Source organism: Flavobacterium tistrianum, from assembly GCF_003254545.1.
Classification (GTDB): Bacteria; Bacteroidota; Bacteroidia; order Flavobacteriales; family Flavobacteriaceae; genus Flavobacterium; species Flavobacterium tistrianum.
The window spans coordinates 1-26,461 of the sequence record NZ_QJRH01000050.1; the positions used below are offsets into that span (position 1 = coordinate 1).

The 26,461-nt window shown below is 33.0% G+C and carries 21 protein-coding genes and 2 tRNA genes; 17 read left to right on the forward strand and 6 right to left on the reverse strand.

Annotated elements, in window-relative coordinates; translation table 11 throughout:
• Positions 1–127: 127 nt before the first annotated feature.
• The 4 genes from DMB71_RS00655 to DMB71_RS00670 all read left to right on the forward strand — a co-directional run bounded on the left by DMB71_RS00655 (position 128) and on the right by DMB71_RS00670 (position 1,358).
• Positions 128–200 (forward strand) — tRNA-Phe (locus tag DMB71_RS00655).
• Between the two features lie 6 nt (positions 201–206).
• Positions 207–292, forward strand: a tRNA-Leu gene (locus DMB71_RS00660).
• 164 nt (positions 293–456) lie between these two features.
• Positions 457–909 carry a DUF1569 domain-containing protein gene (locus DMB71_RS00665; protein WP_111362798.1) on the forward strand — a complete coding sequence of 151 codons (453 nt, stop codon included), beginning with the start codon at positions 457–459 and terminating at the stop codon, positions 907–909.
• 14 nt (positions 910–923) lie between these two features.
• On the forward strand, positions 924–1,358 hold the full coding sequence (locus DMB71_RS00670) for a nuclear transport factor 2 family protein (RefSeq protein ID WP_111362799.1): 435 nt from the start codon (positions 924–926) through the stop codon (positions 1,356–1,358).
• On the opposite strand, the gene DMB71_RS00675 is transcribed toward DMB71_RS00670, so the two are convergent.
• Both DMB71_RS00675 and DMB71_RS00680 read right to left on the reverse strand, forming a co-directional pair.
• Positions 1,359–2,003 (reverse strand): endonuclease III domain-containing protein, encoded by a 645-nt coding sequence (locus DMB71_RS00675; protein ID WP_111362800.1) that lies wholly within the window; start codon positions 2,001–2,003, stop codon positions 1,359–1,361.
• Positions 2,004–2,051: 48 nt separating this feature from the next.
• The gene (locus tag DMB71_RS00680; RefSeq protein ID WP_111362801.1) at positions 2,052–2,918 is read right to left on the reverse strand and encodes an alpha/beta hydrolase; all 867 of its coding nucleotides are present in this window, start codon (positions 2,916–2,918) and stop codon (positions 2,052–2,054) included.
• A gap of 116 nt (positions 2,919–3,034) precedes the next feature.
• On the opposite strand from DMB71_RS00680, the gene DMB71_RS00685 reads away from it, so the two are divergent.
• The 6 genes from DMB71_RS00685 to DMB71_RS00710 all read left to right on the forward strand — a co-directional run bounded on the left by DMB71_RS00685 (position 3,035) and on the right by DMB71_RS00710 (position 12,648).
• Complete coding sequence (locus DMB71_RS00685) at positions 3,035–4,462, forward strand: glycogen synthase (RefSeq protein WP_111362802.1); 1,428 nt, start codon at positions 3,035–3,037, stop codon at positions 4,460–4,462.
• Positions 4,452–5,732, forward strand: a complete 1,281-nt coding sequence (locus DMB71_RS00690; protein ID WP_111362803.1) for a glucose-1-phosphate adenylyltransferase — start codon at positions 4,452–4,454, stop codon at positions 5,730–5,732. Before DMB71_RS00685 ends, DMB71_RS00690 begins: the two co-directional genes overlap by 11 nt.
• A 57-nt stretch (positions 5,733–5,789) precedes the next feature.
• Positions 5,790–7,697, forward strand: a complete 1,908-nt coding sequence (gene glgB, locus DMB71_RS00695; RefSeq protein ID WP_111362804.1) for a 1,4-alpha-glucan branching protein GlgB — start codon at positions 5,790–5,792, stop codon at positions 7,695–7,697.
• A 187-nt stretch (positions 7,698–7,884) separates the two neighbouring features.
• Positions 7,885–10,284, forward strand: a complete 2,400-nt coding sequence (locus DMB71_RS00700) for a glycoside hydrolase family 31 protein (RefSeq protein ID WP_111362805.1) — start codon at positions 7,885–7,887, stop codon at positions 10,282–10,284.
• A gap of 84 nt (positions 10,285–10,368) precedes the next feature.
• The gene (locus DMB71_RS00705; RefSeq protein WP_111362806.1) at positions 10,369–11,178 is read left to right on the forward strand and encodes a M48 family metallopeptidase; all 810 of its coding nucleotides are present in this window, start codon (positions 10,369–10,371) and stop codon (positions 11,176–11,178) included.
• Between the two features lie 144 nt (positions 11,179–11,322).
• Positions 11,323–12,648, forward strand: a complete 1,326-nt coding sequence (locus tag DMB71_RS00710; protein WP_111362807.1) for an MFS transporter — start codon at positions 11,323–11,325, stop codon at positions 12,646–12,648.
• Between the two features lie 92 nt (positions 12,649–12,740).
• On the opposite strand, the gene DMB71_RS00715 is transcribed toward DMB71_RS00710, so the two are convergent.
• From DMB71_RS00715 to DMB71_RS00730, 4 genes are read right to left on the reverse strand one after another with little or no spacing between them, the layout of a single operon-like run.
• Positions 12,741–13,460 (reverse strand): head GIN domain-containing protein, encoded by a 720-nt coding sequence (locus tag DMB71_RS00715; RefSeq protein WP_111362808.1) that lies wholly within the window; start codon positions 13,458–13,460, stop codon positions 12,741–12,743.
• 19 nt (positions 13,461–13,479) lie between these two features.
• Entirely contained in the window at positions 13,480–14,538 is a 1,059-nt protein-coding gene (locus tag DMB71_RS00720) for a hypothetical protein (protein ID WP_111362810.1), read from the reverse strand.
• Positions 14,522–15,055, reverse strand: coding sequence for an anti-sigma factor (locus DMB71_RS00725; protein WP_111362811.1), 534 nt, complete (start codon positions 15,053–15,055; stop codon positions 14,522–14,524). Before DMB71_RS00725 ends, DMB71_RS00720 begins: the two co-directional genes overlap by 17 nt.
• Positions 15,052–15,624 carry an RNA polymerase sigma factor gene (locus DMB71_RS00730; protein WP_111362813.1) on the reverse strand — a complete coding sequence of 191 codons (573 nt, stop codon included), beginning with the start codon at positions 15,622–15,624 and terminating at the stop codon, positions 15,052–15,054. Before DMB71_RS00730 ends, DMB71_RS00725 begins: the two co-directional genes overlap by 4 nt.
• Before the next feature lie 274 nt (positions 15,625–15,898).
• Here DMB71_RS00730 and lon point away from each other — a divergent pair, with 274 nt between their 5' ends.
• The 7 genes from lon to DMB71_RS00765 all read left to right on the forward strand — a co-directional run.
• Positions 15,899–18,352 carry an endopeptidase La gene (gene lon / locus DMB71_RS00735; RefSeq protein ID WP_111362814.1) on the forward strand — a complete coding sequence of 818 codons (2,454 nt, stop codon included), beginning with the start codon at positions 15,899–15,901 and terminating at the stop codon, positions 18,350–18,352.
• A 142-nt stretch (positions 18,353–18,494) separates the two neighbouring features.
• The gene (gene porQ / locus DMB71_RS00740) at positions 18,495–19,514 is read left to right on the forward strand and encodes a type IX secretion system protein PorQ (RefSeq protein WP_111362822.1); all 1,020 of its coding nucleotides are present in this window, start codon (positions 18,495–18,497) and stop codon (positions 19,512–19,514) included.
• Between the two features lie 189 nt (positions 19,515–19,703).
• The gene (cmk, locus tag DMB71_RS00745) at positions 19,704–20,396 is read left to right on the forward strand and encodes a (d)CMP kinase (RefSeq protein ID WP_111362816.1); all 693 of its coding nucleotides are present in this window, start codon (positions 19,704–19,706) and stop codon (positions 20,394–20,396) included.
• Between the two features lie 68 nt (positions 20,397–20,464).
• Complete coding sequence (locus tag DMB71_RS00750) at positions 20,465–21,841, forward strand: nucleoside permease (RefSeq protein ID WP_111362818.1); 1,377 nt, start codon at positions 20,465–20,467, stop codon at positions 21,839–21,841.
• A 134-nt stretch (positions 21,842–21,975) separates the two neighbouring features.
• Positions 21,976–22,716 carry a hypothetical protein gene (locus DMB71_RS00755; RefSeq protein ID WP_111362819.1) on the forward strand — a complete coding sequence of 247 codons (741 nt, stop codon included), beginning with the start codon at positions 21,976–21,978 and terminating at the stop codon, positions 22,714–22,716.
• A 345-nt stretch (positions 22,717–23,061) separates the two neighbouring features.
• Positions 23,062–24,837: a 30S ribosomal protein S1 gene (gene rpsA, locus DMB71_RS00760; RefSeq protein ID WP_012024823.1), complete on the forward strand. Its 1,776-nt coding sequence runs from the start codon at positions 23,062–23,064 to the stop codon at positions 24,835–24,837.
• Positions 24,838–25,327: 490 nt separating this feature from the next.
• A partial coding sequence (locus DMB71_RS00765; RefSeq protein ID WP_111362821.1) for a hypothetical protein occupies positions 25,328–26,461 on the forward strand: 1,134 nt, incomplete at its 3' end.

The following is a 26,461-nucleotide window of genomic DNA, read 5'->3' on the forward strand; positions in this document are numbered from 1 at the left end:
AAGCCCGCCTGCGCAGATGGTACTGCAGCATTGTGGGAGAGTATGTCGTCGCCTTTCTTTTGAAAAGCCCTGTTTTTTAACGGGGTTTTTTATTCTAATCTTCACTTATAGAAATATAAGTGATAATGGTACCTTAGCTCAGATGGTAGAGCAATGGACTGAAAATCCATGTGTCCCTGGTTCGATCCCTGGAGGTACCACATCATGCTCGGATGGTGAAATTGGTAGACACGCTGGACTTAAAATCCAGTGAACAGCAATGTTCGTGCGGGTTCAAGTCCCGCTCTGAGTACTAAAACTTCAATTAGCTTTTGTTGATTGAAGTTTTTTTTTTGCTCTAAACTGAAATAGGTTCTCTCCTTATCAATATTCTAAAATATTAAACTTCAAAAGCTGTTTTAATCAGAAATTTTATATTTTTACTTCTGTATTTAACTTTAACTATTACTTTCAACTATGCAAAATGTTTTTCTTAAAGAAGATTGTGATCAATTTGTTACTAGAATTAATAAGCTTAAAACGGATTCTCAGCCACTTTGGGGAAAAATGTCTGTTGACCAAATGCTAGCTCATTGCAACGTTACATATGAAATGGTTTATGATAATATTCATCCTAAACCAAATGCTTTGATGAAGCTTCTTTTGAAACTATTGGCGAAGAATAAAGTAGTAAGCGAATCTCCTTATCCAAGAAATCTTAGTACAGCTCCACAATTTATTATTAAAGGAGATCGTGATTTTGAGCTAGAAAAGAGTAGATTGATTTCTTATATTCAAAAAACGCAAGAATTAGGAGAAAAAGAATTTGAAGGTAAAGAATCACTTTCTTTTGGTAAATTGTCTTCTAAAGAATGGAATAATATGTTTGCAAAACATTTAGACCATCATTTTTCTCAGTTTGGTGTTTAATATAATCTACGATTATGAGAATTTATACAATTATTCTTTTTCTTCTTTTAGGGTTATCTTCTAATGCTCAAAAACAAGAAGTACAAAAATGCATTGAATCTTTTTTTGAAGGGTTTCACCAGAGAGACTCAGCAAAAATTAAATTAGTTTGTGCAGATAAAATGATTTTGCAATCTATTAGTGAAAGCACAGTAAAAGGGAATAAATTGTCCAATGAAAGTGCAAAAGAATTTTATAAATCTATTGCTTCAATTCCTGCCAGCATGAAATTTCAAGAGAAAATTTTGAGCTATAATATTCAGATTGATGGTAGTATGGCACATGTTTGGACTCCCTACGAATTTTATATCAATGATAAATTAAGCCACATAGGAGTGAATGCTTTCACATTATTTAAAGAAAAAGATTCTTGGAAGATTATTTATCTGATCGATACTAGAAGGAAATAGTTAGATTACTTCTGTATTATAGTAAAGGCAAATGTCTGCTAATAGGCATTCAAGACATTTAGGTTTTGGTCTGCAAGTTTCTCTTCCAAGAAAAGAAATTGCCATTCCTATTTCTGACCAAATATTTTTAGGTAGAACCTGCATTAAGTCTTTTTCTACCTTATTTCCATCTTTACTTTCTTTTATAATCCCGATTCTCGGGGCAACACGAATAACGTGTAGGTCAGAAATAATTCCTTCAGCTGGTTTATTGGTTTCTCTCAGAATAACATTCGCAGATTTTCTTCCAACGCCTTTTAGTGCCGTTAATCCAGACATTGTTAATGGAATATTTGCATCTTCTTTAATGGTTTTTGCTATATCTAGAATCCATTGTGCTTTTGTGGTATAATTTCGAACTTTAGTAATATGTGATGTAAAAGTTTCTATATCAGTTTCTGATATACTTTTTAATGTTGGATATTTTTCAAATAATTTCGGTGCTATATTATTTATATTGGCATCAGAATCTTGTGCTGAAAGAATAACCATTACCAATAATTGATAAGTGTTTTGATATTCCAGAGGATGTTTTTTTCCTTTATATTTTTTTAAAATGGGCTCTAATTTTGTTTCCCAATCCGAAGTCTGCTCAAATAAATCCATTTCTTTAAAGTTTAAAATATTGATAACTAGTTTTTTATATTTATAAATTTACGGATTTTGTATGAATTCGAGAATTTTTTTAATGACACTATGATTTCCTAGAATTTTTCTATGTCCAAGCCCTTCAGTTAAAAATAAAGTGCCATTTTTAAGGTTTTCATGAATATGCATTCCTGCCTTAACGGAAACTTCAGGATCATCTTTGTCATGCATTACCAAAACTGGAATCTTAACTTTTTGCGCAGCTTTATAAGCTGAAAAATCATCCATTTTAACTTTATAAATATCTTCGAAATAATCTCTTAGATGATCGCTAATCTCTTTTTTTAATCCTAATTTAAAAATAAATTCATCCAAGATATCTTGAACAATATCGCCACTTCCGATAATAATTGCCTTTTTTACTTGAAGACCATCTTTAATAGAATTTAAAACAGACATTCCTCCTAAAGAATGGCCTATGGCAAATTCAAAAGGACCAAATTGTTTTTCTATTTCCAATATAGAAGCTATAAATTCAGACATTATAGTAGTATTGCCTTTCGATTTTCCGTGTGCAGGTGCATCAAAGCTAACTGTAGAATATCCATTTACTAGAAGTTCATCTGCAATTTTAAAAAGCTGAGTTCCTCTTCCAGACCAGCCATGAACCAACAATACTTTACGTTGGCTTTTACCATATAAATATGTGACTACACTTTTGTCAATGGTGGGAACATAAACTAACTTTTGCTGACTTTGCGAATCCATTTGCAATTCGCGTTTTGGAACTTTGTGCTTTATTGGACTTGTAAAAATTTTTGCAGCAAACTTTGTAACTAATTTTGTTGATATAAAAGCACAAATTTTCGCAGAAATTATAATAATCTTCGGAATTTTTAATGATTTAGTAGGATTAATTGCCTTTTTTGCCATTTCAATAAAACTGATTTAAAAGAAGGATTTTGCTTGTTTTTTTGCTAAATTTAAAAAAGATAAAAATAGCATTTAAATGATTGCTTCTTATCTATAATCATAAATTAATTTCTTGAATGGAAATATTTCATATTAGTGCAGAATGCTATCCTGTAGCAAAGGTTGGGGGCTTGGGAGATGTAGTTGGTGCATTGCCAAAATATCAGCAGTCTGCTGGACATGAAGTTAGAGTTGTAATTCCTTGTTACGACACAAAGTTTAGACATGAAAATGATTTTGAATGTGTTCATTGGGGCACAGTTAAATTAGGAGATTTTAATTTTCCGTTTAGCGTTTTAAAAGAAACAACAAATAAATTAGGGTATGAACTGTATCTAGTAGAAATTAATGAATTGTTCAATCGTCCGAATGTTTATGGGTACGAAGATGATATAGAGCGATTTTTGTCTTTTCAAATTGCAACACTTGATTGGATTATTGCGCGAAATAAAATTCCTAACATTATTAATTGCCATGATCATCATACTGGAGTTATTCCATTTTTGCTTCAATTTGCTTATAAATATGTGAATTTAAAGGATGTCAAAACTGTTATAACGATTCATAACGGTTTATATCAGGGATGGTTTGGTTTTGATAAACTGTATTATCTGCCAGAATTTGATTTGAAACATGTTGGATTTTTAGAATGGAGCAATTCGATAAACTCTTTGGCAGTTGGAATTAAGTGTGCTAATGCGGTAACAACGGTTTCTCCAAGTTATTTGAATGAAATTAATATTTCGGCAAATGGTTTAGAATCGTTGTTTAATTCTGTTCGAAATAAATCGAAAGGAATTTTAAATGGAATTGATATTGAAGTTTGGAATCCGATGACGGATGGAAGAATTGTTGGAAATTATTCAATTGAAGATTTTGAAACAGGAAAAAGAATAAACAAAGAAAAGTTGTGCGAAGAATTTGATTTAGATCCTACAAAACCATTATTTAGCTTCATTGGCAGATTGTTTGAGGAAAAAGGGGGAGACTTGCTTCCGCACGCTTCTGCTTTGGCTTTATCAGAACATTTTGAAGAAATTAATATTTTGGTTTTAGGCTCTGGAAATGCTGATATTGAATCACAGTTGACTCAGTTAAGGAATGATTATAAAGGAAATTACAATGTTTTTATAGGTTATAATGAAGATTTAGCGCATTTGATTTACGCAGGTTCAGATTATATTTTAATGCCTTCTAGGGTAGAGCCATGCGGATTGAATCAGATGTATGCGATGCGTTACGGAACAATTCCGATTGTTAGAAGAACTGGAGGATTGAGAGATACGGTTATTGATTTTGGAGATGAAGGAAACGGAGTTTGTCATGATCAAGCTTCTGTGGCTGATATATGCTATTCAATAAATCGTGCTGTTAGGTTGTATGAGGATAAAATAAACTTTAAGAAAGTTTTAAAAAGAGGAATGTCAGCAGATCATTCCTGGGAAAGAGTTTGCCAAGAATATATCGAAATATACAACTTAATAATTCAGCAAGATGAAATTTAAAAAGAAAAATGTAGTCGCCATTATTTTAGGAGGTGGACAAGGTTCACGTTTATTTCCATTGACAGAAACAAGATCAAAACCGGCGGTTCCGATTGGAGGAAAATACCGTTTGGTTGATATTCCGATTTCGAATTGTATCAATTCTGATATTTTTAAGATATTTGTTTTGACACAATTTAATTCTGCGTCTCTAAACGCTCATATTAAGAACACTTTTAATTTCAGTATTTTCAGCCAGTCTTTTGTTGATATTCTAGCTGCCGAACAAACTCCTGATAATCCAACCTGGTTTCAAGGAACGGCAGATGCAGTTAGACAATGTATGTCGCATTTTTTAAAACACGATTTCGATCACGCTTTAATTCTTTCAGGAGATCAATTATATCAAATGGATTTTAATGAAATGCTGGAAGCGCATATTGCTGCAGATGCTGAAATTTCTATTGCTACTTTACCTGTAAACGCTAAAGATGCTCCTGAGTTTGGTATTCTTAAAACAGATCATGAAAACAATATTCATGCGTTTATAGAAAAACCTCATGCTTCATTATTACCTGAATGGGAATCTGAAGTGAGTGAGCAAATGCAAGAAAAAGGCAAAAAATATCTGGCTTCTATGGGGATTTATATTTTCAATAAATCACTACTGGAAGAACTAATGGCAGACCAAGAAACGAAAGATTTTGGTAAAGAAATTATTCCGCAATCTGTTGGAAAACATAAAATACTGAGTTATCAATATGAAGGATATTGGACTGATATTGGTAATATCGAATCATTTTTTGAAGCCAATATTGGTTTAACTGCTGATATTCCTGAGTTTAATTTATTTGATAACGAGAATAAAATTTTTACTAGACCGAGATTATTACCTCCATCTAAATTTAGAAATTCTATAATTAATCAATCTCTAATTTCTGAGGGTTGTATTATAAATGCTAAAGAAATAAAAAGTTCTGTAATAGGTATTCGTTCCAGAATTGGAGAAGGAACCGTTTTAGAGAACTGTTATGTAATGGGAAATGATTTCTATCAAGATCTTGAAGAATTAAACCATGAAAGCAGTATTAATAAAATTCATGTCGGAATTGGCGAAAACTGTTTTATAAATAACGCTTTGATTGATAAAAATGTCCGTATTGGAAATAATGTTCATATTAGCGGAGGCAAACATTTGGACAATTTTACGAATGAATTGTACAGCATAAAAGATGGAATAGTAGTTATTAAAAAAGGAGTTACTCTTTCTGATAATTTTAGAATTGAATAAAATCTGAAAAAAAAACAATATAAAAATTCCAAATTCCAATCGCCATAAAAACCAAACATGACTAAAGTAATCGCACATTCTCTTTTTACCGATTTTGATATAGATTTATTTAAAGCTGGAAAACACTTTAAATTATATGAAAAATTAGGAGCACATTTAATAGAAGTGAATGGAGTTAAAGGCGTTTATTTTGCCGTTTGGGCTCCAACTGCACAGTCGGTTTCTGTTGTTGGAGATTTTAATTATTGGACTCAGGGTGAACACAATCTAAATGTACGTTGGGATTCTTCTGGGATTTGGGAAGGATTTATTCCTGATATTTCAAAAGGAGCACTTTATAAATATAAAATCCAATCCAATATCAATGGTGTAATTACCGAAAAAGCAGATCCCTTTGCACTTTATTGTGAAAAACCGCCTCATACGGCTTCTGTTGTTTGGGATTTGGATTATAAGTGGAAGGATGAAAATTGGATGCAGAAACGTCAGGATTATAATGCATTAGATAAACCATATTCGGTTTATGAAGTACATTTGGGGTCATGGAGAAGAGCAGATCATAATCGTTTCTTGACTTATCTCGAACTTGCAGATGATTTAGTCAAATATGTAAAAGAAACTGGTTTTACGCACGTTGAGTTTATGCCTATAATGGAATATCCTTATGATCCTTCTTGGGGATATCAATTAACAGGCTATTTTGCACCAACTTCTCGTTTCGGTAAACCACAGGATTTTATGGTTTTGGTGGATAAATTGCATCAAGAAGGAATTGGAGTAATTTTAGACTGGGTTCCATCACATTTTCCTGATGATGCCCATGGATTAGGTTTTTTTGATGGTTCTCATTTATATGAACATCCAGATCGCAGAAAGGGGTATCATCCAGATTGGAAGAGTTTAGTTTTTAATTATGGAAGAAATGAAGTCCGCGCTTTTTTAATTAGTAATGCTGTATTTTGGCTCCAAAATTATCACATCGACGGACTTAGAGTTGATGCTGTAGCTTCTATGCTTTATTTGGATTATTCTAGAAAAGATGGTGAATGGGAAGCTAATATTTTTGGAGGAAGAGAAAATCTTGATTCCATTAGTTTTCTTAAAGAATTTAATGAAGTAATTTATTCTAATTTTATTGGAGTTCAGACTATTGCAGAAGAAAGTACTTCGTTTCCCATGGTTTCAAGACCGACTTCTATAGGAGGTTTAGGTTTTGGAATGAAATGGATGATGGGATGGATGCACGATACTCTAAAATATTTCCAAAAAGAAACGGTCTATAGAAAATACCATCAGAATGAATTGACTTTTTCGATGACATATGCTTTTACTGAAAATTTCATGCTTCCGTTTTCGCATGATGAAGTGGTATATGGAAAAAATTCCCTTATTTATAAAATGCCTGGCGATGAATGGCAGCGTTTTGCAAATTTGAGATTGTTGTATGGCTATATGTTTACACATCCAGGAACAAAACTTCTGTTTATGGGAGCCGAATTTGGTCAAACTTCTGAATGGAATTTTGAACAAAGTCTAGATTGGCATTTGCTGCAATATGATTTTCATTCTGGAGTAAAAAGATTGATTACAGATTTGAATCAATTGTATAAATCGCAGCCTGCATTGTACGAAAAACAATTTAGAGGCGATGGCTTTGAATGGATTAATTATTCAGATCATCAAAATGCGATTTTATCTTACATCCGAAAAGGGAATAATCCCGATGAGAATTTAATTGTGGTCTGTAATTTTACTCAAGTTGTTCGAGAGAATTATAGAATAGGCATTCCTAAAAAAAGCAAATTAAAAGAGATTTTTAATAGTGATGCTATAATTTATGGCGGAAGTGGTGTCGAAAATTCTAAATCATTAAAAACAGAAGCAATCGCTTATGATGGAAGAGATTTTTCTGTTGTATTAATTTTACCTCCTTTAAGTGTTACTGTATATTCTTTGATTGAATAAAAAATCTGGAACTAAGATTTTGTCATTATATCGTTTCAAAATTATCAAATTGCTGCTTTTTTGTTTTGTAATTTGAAACTCATTCAGAAAAATCGTTTTCGTGAATAAACCTTTTATTCATAGGGTGTTACGAACTTTTTTTGTATGTTTGAATAGAAGGAAAATGTTAAATTAATTCATTTGAGATATGATTACAAACACATCATTAGAATACAAAGGCGATTTATACCCATCAAAAATTGTCTCTTATGAACATGAAGGAGATTCTATTTTCTTTAATACAGATAACAAGGTAATTTTAAAAGTTACTATTCTTCGTGATAGCCTAATCCGATTTCGTTTTACTACAAAAGGGTACTTTAGTAATGATTTCTCATATGCGATTGATAAAACGCAACTTCACGGCTATAATTTTTTGGAACTTACTGAAGAAGAAACGCATTTCCAGATCAGAACAAGCAAAGTAAAATGTAAAATCCAAAAAGCAGATCTTCGCCTTTCCATTTATGATTTAAACGATTTTTTAATTCTAGAGGATGAACTTGGTTTTCATTGGGAAGAAAGCTACGAATACGGTGGAAACATTGTAAAAATGAGCAAGTACTCTAAAGACGGAGAATGTTATTACGGTCTTGGAGATAAAGCCACTCAAATGAATCTTAAAGGTAAGAGGGTAGAAAATTTTGCTACAGATCAATATGCTTACCAAAAAGATCAGGAACCTTTATATAAAGTTGTTCCGTTTTACATTGGTTTGCACAACAAACAGTCTTACGGAATATTTTTTGACAATACTTTTAGAACTTTCTTCGATTTTTGTCAGGAAAGAAGAAATATTACCAGTTTTTGGGCAGAAGGTGGCGAAATGAACTATTATTTCATTTATGGCCCGCAAATGCAAGATGTTGTAACTACTTATACCGATTTAACAGGAAAACCAGAATTGCCGCCACTTTGGGTCTTAGGCTATCATCAATGTAAATGGAGTTACTATCCAGAAAGTAAAGTAAAAGAAATTACTTCAAAATTTAGGGAACTTCAAATTCCGTGTGACGCCATTTATTTGGATATTGATTATATGGACGGCTTTCGATGTTTTACTTGGAATAAAAACTATTTCCCAGACCCCAAAAAAATGGTTGCTGAATTAGCCGAAGATGGTTTTAAAACAGTTGTAATCATCGATCCCGGAATCAAAATTGACAAAGATTACTGGGTTTACAAGGAAGCTTTAGAAAAAGATTATTTCTGTAAAAGAGCCGACGGTCCTTATATGAAGGGAAAAGTCTGGCCGGGCGAATGTAATTTTCCAGATTATACAAATCCCGCAGTTAGAGAATGGTGGGCTGGATTATTTAAAGAATTAGTTTCAGAAATAGGAGTGAAGGGAGTTTGGAATGATATGAATGAACCTGCAGTAATGGAAGTTCCCAATAAAACATTTCCGATGGATGTTCGCCACTTTTACGATGGAAACCCTTGCAGTCATAGAAAAGCACATAATATTTATGGAACTCAGATGGCAAGAGCAACTTATCATGGTGTGAAACGATTTGCTTATCCGAAACGACCATTTGTAATTACAAGATCGGCTTATTCTGGAGCGCAACGATATACTTCTTCTTGGACAGGAGATAATGTAGCTACTTGGGAACATTTATGGATTGCAAATATACAAGTGCAGAGAATGTCCATTTCTGGAATGGGATTCACAGGTTCTGATATTGGAGGATTTGCAGAACAGCCTTCGGGCGAGTTGTATGCTCGTTGGATTCAATTAGGCGTTTTTCATCCGTTTTGTAGAACACACTCTTCCGGAGATCATGGAAATCAAGAACCGTGGTCATTTGACGAAGAAGTAATTAATATCACTAGAAAATTTGTTAGCCTTCGTTATCAACTATTACCTTATTTATATACCATGTTTTGGCAATATATTGAAGAGGGAGTTCCGATGCTAAAACCATTAGTTTACTTTGATCAGGACGATACGCAGACGCATTATCGCAATGATGAATTTATCTTTGGAAACCAAATTTTAGTCTGCCCAATACTTGAACCTAACGCTGTAGGTAGACGTATGTATATTCCTAGAGGAGAATGGTATAACTATTGGACAAATGAGCTTTTTATTGGTGGAAGAGAAATCTGGATTGATAGTAAATTTGATGAGATTCCAGTCTTTGTAAAAGCTGGTGCTATTATTCCAAAATACCCAGTTCAGCAATATGTAGGCGAATTAGAATTTGATGAATTGACACTTGACGTTTACTATAAAAATGGTAAAGAGCAGTCAGCAGTTTATGAAGACGCTCAAGATGGTTATGATTACAAGAAGGGACGTTACAGCTATTTGTCACTAAGAAATATAGGAAAAGAAAAAGAGCTTATTATTCAGCTTCACAAAGAAGGGAAATACGAAACACCTTATTCTAAATATAAAATCAATTTAATTGGACTTCCATTTAAGGTTACAGAAATTGAAATTGACAATGAAAAAATTGAATTTGATAAAATTAATTTTGATTTAAATCATTTCTTGATTGTTGATAAAGAGTTTAATGAGCTTCACATTATTGGCGAATAGTCAAATTTTGATAATTTTTTGATTTATCGTATAAAACATTTTATCTTTTTTAATCGTATTTTTGCTATAAAAATAGCTCGAATTATGAAAAAATATGTGTTTTTAGGGGTTTTTGGAGCACTTATGATGGGTTGTGCAACAAATCCAATTACAGGTAAACAAAACTTGAATTTTGTTTCAAATAGCGAATTATTTCCATCTTCTTTCCAGCAGTATAGCCAGTTTTTAACTGAAAACAAAGTTATTACTGGAACAGCAGATGCAAAACTTGTAGAAACTGTAGGGTTTAAAATAAAGGCGGCCGCCGAGAGATATTTAAATTATTTAGGTCAGACGCAATATTTGAAAGATTATCGCTGGGAGTATAAATTGGTTGATAATAAAGAAGTAAATGCGTGGTGTCTTCCAGGAGGTAAAATCGTAGTGTATTCTGGTATTTTGCCAGTTACGCAAAATGAGTCTGGTTTGGCAACGGTAATGGGGCATGAGGTTTCTCACGCTTTGGCAAATCACGGAGCGCAAAGAATGTCCGCGGCACAATTACAGCAAATAGGAGGTGCGGCTTTAGGAGCGGCAACTAGCGGAAAATCTGAAGCAACACAACAAATATTTGCTCAAGCTTACGGAATTGGTTCTGAAGTTGGAGTTATGCTTCCATTTAGCAGAAGCAACGAAAGTGAAGCTGATAAAATCGGTTTGACTTTAATGGCAATTGCAGGTTACAATCCAGATGATGCTGTCGCTTTCTGGAGCAGAATGGCTGCTAAATCTGGAGGATCTGGAACGCCAGAATTTATGAGTACGCACCCTTCTGATGCTACAAGGATTGCAAATATTAAAGCTTTAATTCCAGAAGCAAAAGCTATTGCATTAAAAGTAGGAACTATTAAATAAAATATATTTTAAGGATATTCAGAAAAAGCTATTCATTACGAATAGCTTTTTTGTTTATAATTTATTAATGAACGAATTAGATAATTTGTATTTGATTATCATAAAAAATGGATAAATTCGTAGCCTATTTAACAAACCATTTCTATGAAAAACCTACCAAAAGGAGATAAGAAGCTTTTAAATGCTTGGGCATTTTATGATTGGGCAAATTCAGTTTATACACTTACAATCGCTTCGGCAGTATTTCCAATTTTTTATGAAGCGTTATTCAGCGATCGTGATCATTACATTGATGTTTTCGGTCTTCATTTAAAAAATTCAGCATTAATTAGTTTTATCACAGCGGCGGCCTTTTTGGTTGTATCATTTATTTCTCCATTATTATCGGGTATTGCCGATTATGTCGGAAACAAAAAATCTTTCATGAAATTTTTCTGTTACATGGGAGCTTTGTCATGTATGGGATTGTATTGGTTTGACCTTGAAAATATTTATGTCGGATTAGCATTTTATTTCCTTGGATTATTAGGATATTGGGGAAGTTTGGTTTTCTATAATTCTTATCTTCCAGATATTGCTTTTGAAGAACAGCAAGACAGAATTAGTGCAAAAGGGTATTCTTTAGGATATATCGGAAGTGTTATCTTGTTGATTATCAATCTAGGCATGATTATGAAGCCAAAACTTTTTGGAATATCAGGTACTGAAGGAGAAGCTGCAATGAAAGCAATGCGCTATTCTTTTGTAATGGTTGGAGTTTGGTGGATTTTATTTAGTCAATACACGTATTATTATTTGCCAAAAGGAAGCAAAGAAACAGGGCAGAAGTTGACAAAATCTGTTATATTTAACGGTTTTAAAGAGTTAAGAAAGGTTTGGGGATTATTACAGGAAAATATTCCATTAAAACGTTACTTAGGAGGTTTCTTTGTTTCTAGTATGGCCGTTCAGACTGTAATGCTCGTCGCTACTTATTTTGGAGCTCAGGAAATTCAATGGGAAACCAAAGAACAAAGTACAATTGGTTTGATTATTTGTATCTTAATAATTCAATTGGTAGCTGTTGTAGGTGCGGTTTTAACTTCTAGAGCGTCTGAAAAATTTGGGAATGTTCCAACTTTGATTTTTATCAATGGTATTTGGGCTGTGTTTTGCGCATTAGCTTACTTCATCATATTGCCAGTACATTTTTATGTGATGGCAACCGTTGCCGGATTTGTAATGGGAGGAATTCAGGCCCTGTCTCGTTCTACCTATTCTAAATTATTGCCAGAAACAGAAGATACGGCATCATTCTTTAGTTTTTATGATGTAGCGGAAAAGATCGGAATTGTAATCGGAATGTGTGTTTACGGAATTATAGACCAAATTACAGGCAGTCCACGTGCGGCGATTGTAATTTTAGCAATTTTCTTTATAACCTCAATATTCCTTTTAAGAAGAGTGCATAAAAAAGACGTTTCAAATTAATGAAACGCCTTTTATAATACCAAATATCACGAATTGCAAGGATTGTTTGACTGATGATTTCTTTTGTAATTCGTGATATTTTTTTTAGAAAATTAACCTTTTGTAATAGTTCCAGATCCAGAAACTTTTACATCTCTTTTCTCAGGATTTCCTATATATTTTATGTTTCCAGAACCGGCAACTCTTGCTGTAATACTTTCATCGCAAGTTACTTTGCTGTTTCCAGAACCAGAAACGTTGGCTTCTACAATTTTAGATTTTAAGCTAGAAGCATCAATATCACCAGAGCCAGAAAGTTTGGTTGTAAGTTTGGTTGCAGTTCCTTTTAAGTTAATGTTTCCAGATCCGCTGACATGCAATTCTAAGTTGTTTGTGTCAACAGGCAAATTGAAATTTCCTGAACCAGATAAATTTACTGCAAGATTATCATTTTTAATTACGTCTTTAGATTGAATATCTCCAGAACCGGCCAAACTTAATTCTGAAATTTTTTCAAAAGGAACTGTAACTTGAATTTTACCTGAACTTGTACGGATTTGAGTTCCTTTTTCAACATAAATTTTTAGCGAATTATCTTCAACTTCAACTTTGATAACAGCTAATAAATTTTCTTCTCCTTTTAGAGTGATTTTTCCTTCTTTCCCAGACACTAAGTCCACATCAAAAGAACCTGCTATTTTAATTCCGTCGTAATCTCCTGTAGATCTAGTTTCGGTAACTACTTTGCCGTTACCCTGTACTTTGTTTTGTCCATTAACTGTACCGTTTGCAAAAAACGCAGCTAATGTTAATAGTAAAATTGACTTTTTCATTGTATTGATTTTTAGATGATTATTTTTTTGTTAACGAAATGTTCCCGTAGTTGGAAGTAATATTGATTTTGTTTTGCCCTTTTTTCTTATAGAAACCTGCAATTTTCTTACTGTTGCTTTTAATTTCAGTTACAGAAAGCTCCAAAGAGTTATCATGTTTGATGTTTGTATATCTTCCTGATATATCAAAGTCAAAAGCATAGTTTGGGGCGTAACCAATTGTAATGTCAGTATATCCAGAATTTATTGTAATATTTCCAGCTTTTTCGGTCACAGTTCCAATATTGATTTTGCTGTAATTAGTATCATAACTTAAGTTGCTAGAAATTTCTTCGATAATAAAGGTAAGATAATTTCCTGAACCACTCAAAGAATTGATTTTCTGAAACTTAAAGGTTCCGTAATTGCAGTCGGCTTTAATGTTTTGCCCGTCATTTAAATTGACGTCAGTATAGCTTGCATTTAGATTTAGATTTCCAGAATCGTTAATTTTTAATCCAGAATATCTAGCATCAATATTTCCAGCTTTTATATACTCTATGCTTGAATTCTGGCAGTATTGAATCGAGATTTGATTATTTGATCCACTTAATCTTCCCAAAGTAACTTTACCGTATTTACAGTCTATATCTGTGGAAGATTCAGCATTCGGAATAGAAATATTACCGTATTTATTGGCTAGTTTAATTGCTCCGTTTTTTGGAATTTTAATAACGTAGTTAATTTCAAAACTGTTATTGCTTCCTTTGCTTTTAAGATTAGAAGTTCCTAGTGTGGTTACTGCGGTTACCATGCTTTTAAGAGCTGTGATATCCACATCAATGCTGTTTAAGCGTTCGTTTACCCAATTTTCGTTTGGACCGTTAACTTTAATTGTAATATCAAGATCAATTTTATCTTCATCCCAAGTAGTTACAGTGATGTTACCGTATTTATTATCTACATCAATTCCTGCATTTGAGTTTACGATATAAGTTTTTTTAATATTTTTTTGTTTCGTTATAAAAGAGTCATCATTTGAAAATCCCAAGAAAGGAATCAAAATAAATAAGATGAGTAAATTATAGTGTTTTTTCATTAGAGGTGTTTTTTAGTTTTTCGTTGTCTTCAATTCTTTTCAAAACGGTCTGTAAGAAAGAAATACGCGTTTGGAGATTACTAATCATTGCGTAAATAATCTGCTTGTTCTCACCATTTTTCTGCAGTTCATTTATGATTTTTTGATAATCAGCATCGAAAGTTTTCATCTGTTTCATTGCATCATCAATAATCTGCTGATTTTCTGGCGAGTTTTTCTCTTTCAGTTTAACCAGTTCGTTATCAATTAGAATATTGAAAATAGAATCGGTACGTTTAGTTTCTTTAGAAGCAAATTTGAATTCTTTTGGTTTTTCATTTTTATAAAAAAGAGATATTCCAATCATCAATACAATCGAAGCGGCAATAGCAGTCACGAACCAATATCTTTTCTTAGGCTCTTTTTTGTTTAATTTTTGAAGAAAATCCATTTGATGATCCGGATTTAATTCCTGAATATCCCATTGGTTTTCAAATTTGTTGAATAATTCGTCTAAGTTGTCTTTTTCATTTTTCATAATTCCAATTCATTTTTTATCTCTTCCAATTTTTTTCTCAAACTATCTTTTGCTCTGCTCAAGGTTGTTCTGCAATTTGGGTATGTGATATTTAAAATTTCGCAGATTTCTTCTTGATCATAACCTTCTATGTAAAAAAGTGTCAGCACCATTCTGTAATTATCTTTCAGCTGCAGAATTGCATCTAAAACCTGTTTTACTTTTAGCGAGTTTAAGTCAATATTGTCAGAAATAATTCCGTCGTTTTCTTCAATTTTGTAAAGCTGTTTACTTAAATCTTCTACTTGAAAAGAGTTATTTTTCTTGTAAAAATCGATGCTATAATTGATGATTATTCTTTTTAACCATGCTCCAAAAGCCACTTCTTGTTTATAGTCATTGATTTTTGTAAAAGCTTTTAAGAATCCTTCCTGCATGACGTCTTGTGCAAAATGTTCGTCTTTTACAATACGAAAAGCCACGTTATACATCGCCTTACAATAGCGATTGTATATTTCAAATTGCGCTTTTTGATTATTGCTTTTGCAAAGCGCAATCAGTTCTTCGATATTTTGGTTGTTTTTATTCAAGTAGTGGCTTTTGGTTTTTTATAAGGACTGCACTTTTTTTTGTTTGTTACACTTTTATAAAATTAATTTTATTTTTTTTTAATTTGATTAGGCAGAAAGTGAAAATATAATTTTTAGAACTGACTTCTTTTGCTTTTGGCATAATGATTGTCTATTTTTATGCCCTATCTTGTAATTGAAAAACGAAACCTGTTTTCAGTAAAAACTTCAATAAGCAATACTCTTTTTACAGATAGTATAAAAATTTTAATGACAAAACGACTTATATTTTATTATGTCAAACCATAAAATACTTACTATTGACAATCTGTCACTTCAAGAATTTGACTCAGAGGCAGAATTAATTCCATTGTTGACGCCAGAAGACGAGGAGGAAATGAATAATGAAGAACTTCCTGTTTCTCTTCCAATTTTACCTTTACGTAATACTGTATTATTCCCAGGAGTTGTTATTCCGATTTCTGCTGGAAGAGATAAGTCTATCAAACTAATTAATGATGCTAACGCAGGCGGAAAAATTATTGGTGTTGTATCTCAGATTAACGAAGAAGATGAAGATCCGTCAAAAGATGATATCCATAAAGTAGGAACTGTAGCGCGTATTTTGCGTGTGCTTAAAATGCCTGACGGAAACGTTACGGTTATTCTTCAAGGAAAAAAACGCTTCGAAATTGACGAAGTTGTTTTAGAAGAGCCGTATATGACAGCAACAATCAAAGAAGTTGCAGAAGAACGTCCAGACGAAAATGATACTGAATTTACAGCGATTTTAGACTCTGTAAAAGAATTGGCAATTCAGATCATTAAAGAAAGTCCAAATATTCCTTCGGAAGCTACTTTTGCGATTAAAAACATTGAAAGCCAGTCGTTCTTGATAAACTTTGTTTCTTCAAACATGAATTTATCTGTAAAAGAGAAACAAGGGCTTTTATCGATAAACGGATTAAAAGAACGTGCTTTAGAGACTTTACGTTATATGAATGTAGAACTTCAAAAATTAGAATTGAAGAACGATATTCAGTCAAAAGTTCGTTTTGATTTAGACCAGCAGCAAAGAGAATATTTCCTTCACCAGCAAATGAAAACTATTCAAGAAGAATTGGGTGGCGTTTCTCAGGAAGAAGAAATGGACGAAATGGGGCAGAAGGCGAAAACCAAAAAGTGGGACGAAAAAACACAGAAACATTTCGAGAAAGAATTGTCTAAAATGCGTCGTATGAATCCACAATCTCCAGATTTTGGAATTCAGCGCAATTATTTAGAGTTATTTTTAGAATTGCCTTGGGGCGAATATTCTAAAGATAAGTTTGATTTAAAACACGCACAGAAAGTTTTAGATAAAGATCATTTTGGTCTTGATGAAGTTAAGAAAAGAATGATTGAGCATTTGGCAGTTTTGAAATTGCGAAATGACATGAAATCTCCAATTATATGTTTAACAGGGCCTCCTGGAGTTGGTAAAACTTCTATTGGACGTTCTGTGGCAGAAGCTTTAGGAAGAGAATATGTTCGTATTTCTTTAGGAGGTTTACGTGATGAAGCAGAAATTCGCGGACACAGAAAAACGTATATTGGAGCAATGCCAGGACGTATCATTCAAAGTTTGAAAAAGGCAGGAACATCTAATCCTGTATTTATTTTAGATGAGATTGATAAACTGTCAAACGGAAATAGCGGCGATCCATCTTCAGCTTTATTAGAAGTTTTAGATCCAGAGCAAAACAATGCTTTCTATGATAATTTCCTTGAAATGGGATATGATCTGTCTAAAGTAATGTTTATTGCGACTTCAAATAACATGGCGGCAATTCAGCCAGCTTTGCGTGACAGAATGGAAGTAATCAAAATGTCAGGCTATACCATTGAAGAAAAGGTTGAAATTGCGAAAAGGCATTTATTTCCAAAACAGTTGGAAGCTCACGGTTTAAGTGCAAAAGATTTGACTATTGGCAAAAAGCAATTAGAAAAAATCATTGAAGGTTATACTAGAGAATCTGGTGTTCGTAACTTAGAAACTAAAATCGCTCAAGTGATCAGAAATGCTGCAAAATCTGTGGCAATGGAAGAAGAATACAACAAAAAAGTTACAGATGAAGATATTGTAGCAATTTTGGGAGTGCCAAGATTAGAGCGTGATAAATATGAAAATAATGATGTTGCAGGTGTTGTAACAGGTTTAGCTTGGACAAGCGTTGGCGGAGATATTCTGTTTATAGAGTCTTTGATTTCTGAAGGAAAAGGTTCATTGACTATTACAGGAAATCTTGGAACAGTAATGAAAGAATCTGCTACAATTGCTTTAGAATATATTAAAGCAAATGCTAAGAAATTAGGAATTAGCACAGAATTGTTTCAGAAATATAACATCCACTTGCACGTTCCAGAAGGAGCAACTCCAAAAGACGGACCAAGTGCTGGTATTGCAATGCTGACTTCTCTAGTTTCGCTTTTAACTCAGAAAAAAGTGAAGAAAAGCTTGGCAATGACAGGAGAAATCACTTTACGCGGAAAAGTGCTTCCAGTTGGCGGAATCAAAGAGAAAATATTAGCTGCCAAAAGAGCTGGAATTAAAGAAATTATTCTTTGCCACGAAAACAAAAGCGATATTGATGAAATTAAAGCGGAGTACTTAGAAGGCCTTTCTTTTCATTATGTAAAAGAAATGAGCGAAGTTTTAGCAATCGCTTTGACTGATCAAAAAGTTAAAAATGCGAAAGAATTAAAGTAAGTTTTAAAAACTATAAATTGTCAAATTCCAAATTCCAATTTTCTCATTGGGATTTGGAATTTTTTTATTTCACTTTATTTTAAGTGTTATATAATTTTATATTTGCAGTTGCGTTATTCCCCAATAGGTGCGCCAAAAACAAATGCTTAAAAAAGTTGTTTTATTTTCTGTGATCTTAATTTGTTCGTATTCTTTCGGACAAGTAGGAGGGCGCTACACCTATCAATTTTTAAATCTCACCACTTCACCAAGACAGGCCGCATTAGGAGGAGATATAATTACGATATACGACGAAGACGTTAATCAGGCCATGTCGAATCCTGCGCTTATAAATGCAGACATGGACAATCATTTGGCATTAAACTACGGAAGTTATTACGGTGAAGCTTCATATGGAACAGCATCATACGCATATACCTATGATAGGCATGTGCAGACTTTTTATGCCGGAGTAACTTATGTAAACTACGGTACATTTGAAGGCTATGACGAAAACGGCCAAGCAACTTCTAACTTTACAGGAAGTGAAGGCGCTTTGTCGCTTGGATATGCATACAATGTTCCTTTTACAGACTTTTATATAGGAGTAAGTGCTAAATTGATAACATCATCTCTAGAAAGTTATAATTCGATAGGTGGAGCAGTAGATTTAGGTTTTTTATATGTGAATGAAATGAATGATTTAAATTTTGCTCTTGTGTTTAGAAACATGGGAACGCAGTTTACGACGTATTCAGGAATAAAAGAGAATCTTCCTTTTGAAATCGTAGCCGGTATTTCGCAAGAGTTAGAACATGTGCCCATCCGCTGGCATCTTTCATTGGAAAATTTGCAGCAATGGAATATCTCTTTTTCAAACCCGAACCGCGGAGAAACCAATATCGACGGATCTACAAGTCCTGAGAAAGTTTCTTTTGTAAATAATGCTTTGAGACACGTGGCTTTTGGAGTGGAGCTTTTTCCTAAAAAAGCATTTAATTTTCGTGTAGGATATAATTTTAGAAGAGGCGAAGAATTAAGAGTTGATGAGCAGCGTAATTTTTCGGGTGTCTCATTAGGTTTCGGTTTAAGAATGAATAAGGTAAAATTTAATTATTCGTATTCAAGATATACATTGGCGGCTAATACAAGCCTTTTTGGTTTAACATTAAATTTTCAATAATTGCATGAAGCTGTTCTATCTGCCTTTTTTATAGCCATATAATAAAAGTTTTTGTTCTATAATTTATTCCTGATAAAACAAATAATTTAGATGCTTTATATAAAAATAAAGATGGCTACATTTGCATTAGTTTTGACTGTTTATGACTTGAAGCAGTCTTTAATAGAATAAAAATTTAAAAATATAAAATTGAAAAAAATTACCATTGCGATCGACGGATTTTCATCTACAGGAAAAAGTACTCTTGCAAAACAATTGGCAAAAGAACTAGAGTATGTTTATGTAGATACTGGAGCGATGTATCGCGCTGTTGCCTATTTTGCTATGCAGCATAATTTAATTGGAGCAGATTTTTTTAAGAAAGAAGCTTTGATTGAAGCATTAGCCGATATTAAACTTGAATTTAGATTTAATGCAGATTTGGGTTTTGCTGAAATGTATTTGAATGGTGAAAACGTGGAGAAGCAAATTAGAACTATCGAAGTTTCTAATTTTGTTAGCACTGTAGCTGCAGTTTCAGAAGTCCGCGCCAAGTTAGTAGAGCAACAGCAGGAAATGGGAACGAATAAAGCTATTGTTATGGATGGTCGTGATATTGGTACCGTTGTTTTTCCTAATGCTGAACTTAAAATTTTTATGACTGCAAGTGCAGAAACGCGTGCAAAAAGACGTTTTGATGAGTTACAGCAAAAAGGTAATAATGTTTCTTATGAAGAAGTCTTAAAAAATGTTGTGGATAGAGATTATATGGACACACATCGTGCAGATTCTCCTTTAGTAATTGCTGATGACGCAATAGAGATTGATAATTCTTACTTAAATAAAGAGGAACAATTTGCTGCTGTTTTAGAATTAGTGAATGATGTTGTTAAAACAATATAATTTTTTGTAGATATTATTTTTAATGGTAGTTTTACCGCTTCATTTTACTTTAAAGACAATTTCATTATATGGGAATTAAAAACAGGTTAATCTTTATGAGCTTTCTTCAATTTTTTGTTTGGGGAGCGTGGCTTATAACAATTGGAAATTATTGGTTTGGAACCAAAAATTGGGAAGGAACACAATTTGGTTTAGTATTTGGAACCATGGGAATTGCTTCTTTATTTATGCCTACATTAACCGGAATTATTGCCGACAGATGGGTAAACGCTGAAAAACTGTATGGAATTCTTCATATTTTATACGCAGCTATTTTATTTGGAATTGCACAAGTTACAACACCAGATACTTTTATTATTGTAATGCTTTTGGCAATGTGCTGTTATATGCCAACAATTGCTTTAAGTAATTCTATCTCTTACACTTCGCTTAAATTAAACAATAAGAACATTGTGAAAGATTTTCCGCCAATTCGTGTTTGGGGAACAATCGGTTTTATTGTAGCGATGTGGATTACAAACTTAAGTGGAAGCAAAGCAACTGAATATCAGTTTTATATAGCTGGAGTTGGAGCTTTAATTTTAGGAATTTACGCTTTTACATTACCGAAATGTGAGCCACAACGTTTAATTAAAGAAAATGCAACATGGATTGAAACTTTTGGTCTAGAATCATTTAAGCTTTTTACTAACTACAAAATGGCTCTTTTCTTTGTTTTTTCTATGTTTTTAGGAGGAGCACTTCAATTGACAAATGCTTATGGAGACGTGTTTTTGGATGAATTTAAACATTTTCCTAAATATGCGGATTCGTTTGTAATTCAATATTCGACTATTATTATGTCGATTTCTCAGGTTTCTGAGACATTGTTTATTTTGGCAATTCCGTTTTTCTTAAGACGTTTTGGAATCAAACAAGTTATGTTGATCAGTATGCTGGCTTGGGTCTTACGTTTCGGATTGTTTGCTTTTGGAGATCCTGTAAACGGTTTATGGATGATTATTCTATCTTGTATCGTATACGGAATGGCATTTGACTTCTTTAATATTTCAGGTTCATTATTCGTAGAAAGTAATACAGATTCTAAAATTCGTTCTTCTGCACAAGGTTTATTTATGATGATGACAAATGGAGTAGGAGCAGTCTTAGGAAGTTTGACTTCTGGCTGGGCAATTGATCGTTTCTTTACAAAATCGTTTGTCAATACAACTGAGTTAGCTGGGTTTCTACAAACTGATGCAACAAATGAAAAGATGGTAGAATTTGTAAAAAGCCAAGGAAATTCAATTTCTGCGGATGGCATTTTTACAAATCCAGTTTTAATGAAAGACTGGCATACTATCTGGCTTTCGTTTGCGCTTTATGCTTTGGTGATTGCGATTGCTTTTGCTGTTCTGTTTAATCACAAACATGATCCAAAAGAAATTGAGAATTTGAGTCATTAATGATTCTTGCTTTAATATATTTGAATCCTATTTTCGATTTTGAAAATAGGATTTTTTTTAGTAACATTTACATATGTAAGATTTGTTTTATGTAAAATGGTTTTTAGTTGTACATTTGCTCTTTTCCTAAAAAGATGAACACTAAAAAGACACTTCCGAAATTTGAATCGGTAACATCAATTGCATCCAAAAGCCTTAATAATGGTTATGGTATATTTGTATATTTTACTTTAGGGTTTCTTATTGTTGCTTTCTTGTATTTTTTATTTTCTGTTCCTATAGATGAAGATTCAATAGTGATTTATATTCTTCTTCTTATCTGTATAGCTATGATAGTGCTTTATTTAAAAAAGTCATCAAAGAATGCTGCTACAATTATTGATGATAAGGGAATTCATTATGTAGATAAATTTGGCGAAGAAGTTGAAAATGCAATATTTTGGAATGGCTTTGAAAAGATTGAGAAATTTAAAGGGAAACTGAGTGAATTCTCATCTTCTAATAAGGCAGATCTTTTAAATTATGATGTTTTTGCTACTTTGACAGGTAGTGGCAGAGCTACGCGACTGACTCTTTTTTGTTTTATTCTAAGTGATGGAGAGGTCAAAGTATGTAAAGACATATTTTCTGAAAATGATATTTCTAGTATGTTTTATACTAATCGATTAGAATTGTTTAGGAGTTTGTTGTTGGGGTTTGCACATTTCAGACCTGATATAAAGATTCATCCAGAAGTTTTCAATTCTTATTTTATTGATCCTGATACTTATACAATTAATTATGAAGCTAATGGCCAAGAAAAGTCTGTGGCACTTCTTATAGTTGGTTTTATTGTGATAATCGTATTTTTTGCACTATTACTTTTCTTCTTTTAAAAGTAAAATCCAAAAGTTTTGTTTATTTAGGGTTTTATGAAAACTAAAATTTCTAATCTAGCCCCGATAGAAGTGAAAATCCTTTTGTGACGGGGTTCAGCACAAAAGATTGCAACGGATAGCTGGACTAAACGTCTTTTTGAAATCTAAAACCTCTACTTCTCAATAATTAGTTGATAATCATATCGGTTTTATTTTGTTAATTCAGAAAAATGTATTAATTTTGCAGTCCTTTTGGCAGAGAAGAGTTTCCATTAGGAATCAACCATTTATGTAAAACAACTTCTGTATTTTCTATCGCATAGAGAAACTCGAGAAAAACAGAATACAAATTTTTTTATCAGCATGTCTGAACAAACAAAATCACAAGAAGAGTTTTTAGCAAATTTTAACTGGCACAACTTCCAAGAAGGAATTGATGCAGTAGATGAGAAAAACTTGCAAGAGTTTGAAGAACTAGTGTCAAAAACTTTCATCGCTACAGATCAAGAAGAAGTAGTTGAAGGAGTTGTAGTTAGAATTACAGATAGAGACGTTATCGTTGATATCAATGCTAAATCTGAAGGTGTTATTTCTTTAAACGAATTTCGTTACAACCCAAACTTAAAAGTAGGTGACAAAGTAGAAGTATTAATCGACATCCGTGAGGATAAAACAGGTCAATTAGTATTATCTCACAGAAAAGCACGTACTATCAAATCTTGGGATAGAGTTATTGCAGCTAATGAAACTGGAGAAATCGTTAACGGTTTTGTTAAATGTAGAACTAAAGGAGGTATGATTGTTGACGTATTCGGAATCGAAGCGTTCTTACCTGGATCTCAAATTGACGTTAAGCCAATTAGAGACTACGATGTATATGTAAACAAAATGATGGAATTCAAAGTGGTAAAAATCAACCACGAATTCAAAAACGTTGTTGTATCTCATAAAGCGCTTATCGAGGCTGATATTGAAGTACAGAAAAAAGAAATCATCGGTCAATTACAAAAAGGACAAGTATTAGAAGGTGTTGTTAAAAACATTACTTCTTATGGTGTGTTCATTGACTTAGGTGGTGTTGACGGATTAATTCACATTACTGACCTTTCTTGGAGCAGAATCAACCACCCAAGTGAAGTTCTTGAATTAGACCAAAAATTAAACGTTGTAATCCTTGATTTCGATGATGAGAAAACAAGAATTCAATTAGGATTGAAACAATTAAACGCTCACCCATGGGATGCTTTAGATGCTAACTTAACTGTTGGAGACAAAGTAAAAGGTAAAGTAGTTGTAATCGCTGATTACGGTGCATTTATCGAAGTTGCTGAAGGTGTTGAAGGTTTAATCCACGTTTCTGAAATGTCATGGTCAACTCACTTACGTTCTGCTCAGGACTTCGTGAAAGTTGGAGATGTTGTTGAAGCAGTTATCTTAACTCTTGACAGAGAAGATCGTAAGATGTCATTAGGTATCAAACAATTGACTCAAGATCCATGGACTGACATTACTTCTAAATACCCAGTAGGTTCTAAACATACAGGTATCGTTAGAAACTTTACAAACTTTGGTATTTTCGTAGAATTAGAAGAAGGAATTGATGGATTAATCTACATCTCTGACTTATCTTGGACTAAGAAAATTAAACACCCATCTGAGTTTGTAAACGTTGGTGAAAAACTTGATGTAGTAGTATTAGAATTAGATGTTGAAGGACGTAAATTATCTTTAGGTCACAAACAAACTACTGCTAATCCTTGGGATCAATACGAAGATTCTTTCGCTGTAGGAACTATCCACAACGGTGAGATTTCTGAAATCGTTGACAAAGGTGCTACTGTAGAATTCGGAGATGATATCGTTGCTTTCATTCCTACTCGTCACCTTGAAAAAGAAGACGGAAAGAAATTGAAAAAAGGTGATACAGCTGATTTCAAAGTAATTGAATTCAACAAAGAATTCAAAAGAGTTGTTGCTTCTCACACTGCTATCTTCAGAGAAGAAGAAGAGAAAAACGTGAAAGCTGCTGCTGAAACTACTGCATCTGCATCTACAAACGCACCAGCTGCGACTTTAGGTGACAACAATGATGTATTAGCTGCTTTAAAAGCTAAAATGGAAAAAACTGAGAAAAAATAATTCTTAGCTTTTTTATAAATAGAAAGTCCCACAGTAATGTGGGACTTTTTTTTTGTTCGTATTTGGTTTTAACTTTTGAATATTGGCAAAGTACTAGCTATTTGCCATTTTTTTTGTGTTGTACTTAATTTATATCAATTGAGTTTCAATTTGTAATATTTTTTTAAACTTATATAAAATCAGTATTTGTTGAATGAGATTTAGTAAAAAGCCTATATAACAAAAGGACTATAGACTATTTATTCTATTAAAATCTGCTGTCTATTCTGAATTGGCACTCTTGAATTTGAGTGTTTTTTACTCAAAGGGCTATTTCTAAAAATGTCCTAGAATGTTAAAATAAAAACTTTTATGAGTTATATCAATGTCCTATTAGAAGGAAATTTGCATCATCAATTTAGAATAATTTTAAAATCTTAAAACTATGGCAATCAATCTATAATGGTTATTTGTAGAACGTACTGATTTATTAATGTTAATTAAATAAAAAATGAAAAATAAATTTCTTCCAATACTTTTTGTGCTAGGCTTTTATTCAGCCTACTCGCAAGTGGTTATTGGAAAAAGTGAAGTAACCCCTTCAACTCAATTAGAGATTTATGCAACTGATAAAGGAGTCTTATTTCCAAGAGTTGGATTAACAAGTTTGACAGACGCAAAAACGATCGTAGGAGGAAATGTAAACAGTTTGTTTGTATTTAATACAACAACTTCTATTGATCTTAAACCTGGTTATTATTATTGGTTAAATAATAAATGGAATAGAATATTGATTTCTTCTGAAACTACAATTGCTGAAGGAACAGTTATATTTAATCCTGTTTCAAACACATTTTCGTATATCGATCAAAATGGAAATCAGCAAATAATTAGTTTCAACGATGTGGTAAAAAATAATGAGACCATTACGACTTTGGTTAATGCTGCCGATGGCAAACATACCTACACCAGCGAAAATAATACAGTAACGGTAATCGACGTAGTGGGCGATGTTACAAATAATGCCACAGCTATATTTAATAATGCGGCAGTTGTAACAGAGCTGACTAACATCATCAAAAACAAAGAGACCTTGACCAGTCTGGTTTATGACGCCTCACGAAATACACTTACCTATGAGGCAGAAAATGGCGTGCCGACTGTTGTGAACTTATTAAACTTAGTTCAGGGCGCAGAAACTCAAACAAGCTTAGTATATGATGCCTCTGCTAAAACATTGATTTATAATCCGGAAAATGGAGTTCCGACAATAATTAATTTGTCTAATCTAGTAAAAGACTCAGAAACGATTACGTCAGTAACTCCTGTTGTCACTGCAGGAAATGCAATAGCAAGCTATTCAAACGAGAAAGGGATTCCAGTTTCAATCCAGGAAACGATAACGGCACAGTCCCAAAATCCTGCTACAGGAGATATCGCTTATACAAATGAAGCGGGAAAAGTTTCGACATCAAAAGTTATAAGCGCTGATGCAGGGAATTTAATTACTGCAGGAACCGACGGAGGAAGCTTTGTTGACCATGCGGCAGTTGCGGCAAATGAAACCGTTACGTCTATAACTCCTGCTGTCACTGCAGGAAATGCAATAGCAAGCTATTCAAACGAGAAAGGTATCCCAGTTTCA

Coding starts and splice junctions, on each gene's coding strand:
- glgB (WP_111362804.1), top strand. CDS start 5,790: ATGACTAAAGTAATCGCACATTCTCTTTTTACCGATTTTGATATAGAT.
- DMB71_RS00755 (WP_111362819.1), top strand. CDS start 21,976: ATGAACACTAAAAAGACACTTCCGAAATTTGAATCGGTAACATCAATT.
- DMB71_RS00670 (WP_111362799.1), top strand. CDS start 924: ATGAGAATTTATACAATTATTCTTTTTCTTCTTTTAGGGTTATCTTCT.
- DMB71_RS00685 (WP_111362802.1), top strand. CDS start 3,035: ATGGAAATATTTCATATTAGTGCAGAATGCTATCCTGTAGCAAAGGTT.
- rpsA (WP_012024823.1), top strand. CDS start 23,062: ATGTCTGAACAAACAAAATCACAAGAAGAGTTTTTAGCAAATTTTAAC.
- DMB71_RS00720 (WP_111362810.1), bottom strand. CDS start 14,538: ATGAAAAAACACTATAATTTACTCATCTTATTTATTTTGATTCCTTTC.
- DMB71_RS00700 (WP_111362805.1), top strand. CDS start 7,885: ATGATTACAAACACATCATTAGAATACAAAGGCGATTTATACCCATCA.
- DMB71_RS00705 (WP_111362806.1), top strand. CDS start 10,369: ATGAAAAAATATGTGTTTTTAGGGGTTTTTGGAGCACTTATGATGGGT.
- DMB71_RS00680 (WP_111362801.1), bottom strand. CDS start 2,918: ATGGCAAAAAAGGCAATTAATCCTACTAAATCATTAAAAATTCCGAAG.
- lon (WP_111362814.1), top strand. CDS start 15,899: ATGTCAAACCATAAAATACTTACTATTGACAATCTGTCACTTCAAGAA.
- DMB71_RS00675 (WP_111362800.1), bottom strand. CDS start 2,003: ATGGATTTATTTGAGCAGACTTCGGATTGGGAAACAAAATTAGAGCCC.
- DMB71_RS00715 (WP_111362808.1), bottom strand. CDS start 13,460: ATGAAAAAGTCAATTTTACTATTAACATTAGCTGCGTTTTTTGCAAAC.
- DMB71_RS00690 (WP_111362803.1), top strand. CDS start 4,452: ATGAAATTTAAAAAGAAAAATGTAGTCGCCATTATTTTAGGAGGTGGA.
- DMB71_RS00750 (WP_111362818.1), top strand. CDS start 20,465: ATGGGAATTAAAAACAGGTTAATCTTTATGAGCTTTCTTCAATTTTTT.
- porQ (WP_111362822.1), top strand. CDS start 18,495: ATGCTTAAAAAAGTTGTTTTATTTTCTGTGATCTTAATTTGTTCGTAT.
- DMB71_RS00710 (WP_111362807.1), top strand. CDS start 11,323: ATGAAAAACCTACCAAAAGGAGATAAGAAGCTTTTAAATGCTTGGGCA.
- DMB71_RS00725 (WP_111362811.1), bottom strand. CDS start 15,055: ATGAAAAATGAAAAAGACAACTTAGACGAATTATTCAACAAATTTGAA.
- DMB71_RS00665 (WP_111362798.1), top strand. CDS start 457: ATGCAAAATGTTTTTCTTAAAGAAGATTGTGATCAATTTGTTACTAGA.